Origin of the sequence: Clostridium sp. (genome assembly GCF_051278035.1) — a bacterium.
In the GTDB taxonomy this organism is placed as follows: Bacteria; Bacillota; Clostridia; order Clostridiales; family Clostridiaceae; genus Clostridium_AD.
This window is the reverse complement of sequence record NZ_JBNMNU010000267.1, coordinates 1-3927: the sequence shown is the minus strand read 5'-3', so window position 1 is coordinate 3927 and position 3927 is coordinate 1. Positions and strand designations below refer to the sequence as shown.

Below are 3927 nucleotides of genomic sequence, written 5' to 3'. Positions count from 1 at the left end.
GCTTATATTCAAGTATTCAATTTGTTTTAATTCACTTGTTCTTTTTTTAGGAGTTTTAAAAATAGCAAATGCGGCTATTCGTGAATAATAAGGAGAATTCTCTTTTATAAATTCAAAGATTTTCTGATTGTCTAATAATAGTTGTAATGATGGAACTTTTACAATTGTTGAACCTATTCTTTTAACAGCAGGAGATTCTAATTTTATATTATAATAAGGGAATTTATTTGAAGGCTCATTAAATGTTCTAATTTTACCTTCTATACATATAATGTGTTGACATGTATTTGAAGATACATAACCATATAATTTTTTGTAATTATAAAGAGTATAATAAAAATCATCCCAAAAAATTTCCTTTGTTTGATTACTAGCATGATCCTTAATTTCAAGTCTAATAAGGTTACTTAGTTCATCATTTCCGGCTAGTTTTGTTCTCAATTCCATAATTTTTTTCATTGTTGATATATAAGGAATTATTTCTCCATCATGAATATATTTTATACTTTTTTGATTTTTCTTTACAGGATGTAATGAAATTGGTAGTGGGGGTTCTTCGCCAACAAGTATTTTAAATTCATCATAAACAAGATTTATTCTAAATTTAAAATGACCTTCTTCGATAGTTTCGATTATTGCAGAGTTGGAAAATCTTGCGATTACCTTTATTTGATTATTTACATTATACTTACACTCGTTGGTGTGTTTAAAGTATTTAGACTTTAGCCTAAAAAAAGCTTCAACATTAATTTTATGATTTCCATATTGTCTTTCATACTTCCTTACATGTGCAACATCAATTCTACAGTTTACGTCTTCACATAGCACCTTATCTTTCATATCAGGATTGTATTCTTTAGCAGAAATTATTCTCTGCAGGTTAGTACTAAATGCTAAGGGCATAATTATTGGCATTGAGGTCTCCTAAAATATTAATCATATATTATTTTACGAGATTAAGGGGGCATTTATTACATATATATAATTGCTCAAACCCTATAGTGGATGTATTCTTTGAGAAAGAAGATATCTATACAAAAACAAGTGATGGAGAAGAAGTTCAGGCAATTAGTGTTAGGAGAATATATCAAGAGTTCATTGATGGATATTACTTAAATGTGAGTTTATCCCTTAGCTTGAGGCTATAGAAATATAGCTTTAAGTCTTTATTATTTCTATAGATAACTTGTAAATTACAACATTTTTTCAATATATATATTGCTTGTACTTCCTAAGGGGGTTATACTTAAATAAGAAATAGCTATATTCCTATAATTATAGCTATTAGAATACTTGTGTATTTAAGTAATATATTTTAGGGGGTTAATATGGAATTATCTAATTTAAGGTGGCAGGCACTTGGAATGATAGGGGTATCATTTCAATACATAAAAAATTATTTGAAAAATAGATATATGATTGATATAAAAGAAGCAAATATTGAGGAATTTACAAAGAACTTATTAGATTATACGGAAATTGATAATCAAAAGGTGCTTTTTGAATTAGAGGATATGTCATTTAAGAAAATAATGGTTTATTCACTAAGGGAAAAAGAATTAGAAGAAGTAATAAATACGGTATTTAGGGAACAATTTGTAAATAGTAATAGAATGGAAGGGGTAATAGGTAATAAAAAATTAAATCATATAGACACACCTTTATCTCCTTGCTATGTTAGTTTTGGCGCAAATTATATTATAGTAAAGATGGCTCAATTAAGGTGTTATATGGGAGATGATGTTGATGAAGATAATGTTGTAATTAGTTCTCCTAAGGAATATTTCCATTGTGCTAAATTCGTAATTGATATAGTTAAAGGGTTAGTCTTTCTTTTTTATAATGATATTAATAATGATGAAGAAGAAGGAAATTGGAAGGCTAAAGCTGTTACTGAAAAGAAACAGGCTTTTTATAATCTATTTAATGAAGGTACTCAGTACTCATTACTAAAATTTGGATTTGAAAATGAATTGTATCTTTATATAAAGAGGTACCTGGATGCCCTAAAACTTAGTGGAGGCGAAGGTGATGGTCCTGTACTTGTTATAGAAACTAGTGATCCCAGTGAAGGTAAAAATAGTTTAAGAAGCAGTAAGGTTGATGGAAAGCATAGTAGACAAAGGTTAGATGCAATCCGTTATGCCTTAGAATACGAACGTCACACGGTAAGGTCGATAGAATGTACTATTAACAGCAGGTGGTTTCATATAAAAAATTATGGAGAAATTATTACTAGTGGTCCATATTTAAGTAAGGAGGTAATTGAAAGTGTATGCGAAGAAGTCTTCCCAGATTACAGGATATCAGAAAGAGCAATCGCAGAAGGAGATCCGGTTCAAAATTTTGGAAATGTTTTACCAAGTTAATAAAGAAGTAACTATATTTTCTATAATTTCTAAAATTAAGACAGGTAATATAGAAACGCATAGGGAAATACATAAATTATTAACTGATGGTTTGATAATTTTGGTATTTTCATCTAGGTGTCCAATATGCGATACTGAAAACTTATCCAATACTGAAAATAACAATATGATTTGTAGATTTTGCGGCGAGAATTATATTCCTCAATTTACTGAGGAGAAGTTTAGGATTTGTGGGGAGTATGACAATAAACTGCTTGCATTATTTAAATAACTTAGGGGGATTGAGATTTGGAAAGCAACATAGTAAATACAGGTGTAATTTTGATTGCTTTTTTCACTATAGTAATATCCTTTATTATAAAAAATAAATCGAAAAAAGATAGTTATTCTAAAAAAATAATTGTAGTTATTCAAAACGAATATCCTATAATTGTTTTTTTACTTGTATCATATATAATATTTAATTATTTATACATCTCAATGAATTATAGTAGCTTTAATATTAAAAAGATATTTAGTGTTGTATGGAATCAGTGGGATACACTTGTAGGTTGGAATATAGAATTGGCTAAACTAATAATAAAGTCTATATTTTCAGAAAGTATACTGAAAATGATTATTATAGGGTATTTTATAAGTAAAATCCTATTAAATCAGGATGTTTTTGAAAAAATAAAATATTTTATGACACAAATTAAAGAAATAAATTATAAAGACTTTTCTATAAAGACACAAGAAGCAAAAGCTGAAGAAGAAATTAAAGAAAAGGAAATAGAAAATATAAGAGAAGAAGAACAAACCGGACATTTAAAGTCACATGAGGCAAAGGATAAAATTAGAGATGCTGAACTCGAGAAAGAAATAATTGCACTTATAATAGATAATAATAAATTAGTAAAATATATCGATAGATTTGTTAATAAAAATTCTTCATCTATTATAATACCTCTTAATTTATTTCCCAAAAAATTCAGTTTAACTGAAATAGATAAATTATTTAATTATGAAATTGGAACTGGTTCTGTTAAGCTATTTGGATTGAAAAAAGACAGAATTGGGTTAGTTACTAATGTATTTAATAGATTACTTGACAAAGGAATAGTTTATTTAGCATAATAGGGGTTTTAATAAATAACGCATATATCATAAATTTAATTTTTATTACAATAAGGTTTGAGGTTAGTATAAAAATGCGCTCAGCGCTTAACGAAAGCAGGCATAAAGATTGGAAGCAAGTTATGTGTTACTAATTAAGGAAGTTGTTCTTGGTTTATGTTAACTTCATTGACAGGGGCGTGCACCTTTTAGCGGAACCCCCTACAATTTAGCAATATTAATATCACAAGCTTCATTAAAAACTCGCTAAATTGTATCAAAATCATAGTCATTAGACAGTAAAACCCACAACTAATTAATTAGTTGTGGGTTTTCTTAGTGTGCCAGGCATGGCAATTAACTAGGTGGTGAAAGTCCACTGTGGGGGTCTGTAGTTACCAACCACTAGCTGAAGACAAGGTATCCACCGTGAGGTGTGAGCTGGAGGAAGTCCTAGGCAAAG

At 28.5% G+C, this 3927-nt stretch carries 4 protein-coding genes; 3 read left to right on the top strand and 1 reads right to left on the bottom strand.

Annotated elements, in window-relative coordinates:
* The coding region (locus ACJAX4_RS22590; protein WP_435791695.1) for a hypothetical protein at nt 1-915 on the bottom strand (915 nt) is incomplete at its 3' end.
* A gap of 413 nt (nt 916-1328) precedes the next feature.
* Here ACJAX4_RS22590 and ACJAX4_RS22585 point away from each other — a divergent pair.
* From ACJAX4_RS22585 to ACJAX4_RS22575, 3 genes are read left to right on the top strand one after another with little or no spacing between them, the layout of a single operon-like run.
* Nucleotides 1329-2369: a hypothetical protein gene (locus ACJAX4_RS22585; protein ID WP_435791694.1), complete on the top strand. Its 1041-nt coding sequence runs from the start codon at nt 1329-1331 to the stop codon at nt 2367-2369.
* Nucleotides 2347-2640 (top strand): hypothetical protein, encoded by a 294-nt coding sequence (locus ACJAX4_RS22580; protein ID WP_435791693.1) that lies wholly within the window; start codon nt 2347-2349, stop codon nt 2638-2640. The genes ACJAX4_RS22585 and ACJAX4_RS22580 overlap by 23 nt, the downstream gene beginning before the upstream one ends.
* Nucleotides 2641-2657: 17 nt before the next feature.
* On the top strand, nt 2658-3485 hold the full coding sequence (locus ACJAX4_RS22575) for a hypothetical protein (protein WP_435791692.1): 828 nt from the start codon (nt 2658-2660) through the stop codon (nt 3483-3485).
* The last annotated feature ends 442 nt before the right edge of the window (nt 3486-3927 follow it).

Coding starts and splice junctions, on each gene's coding strand:
- ACJAX4_RS22585 (WP_435791694.1), top strand. CDS start 1,329: ATGGAATTATCTAATTTAAGGTGGCAGGCACTTGGAATGATAGGGGTA.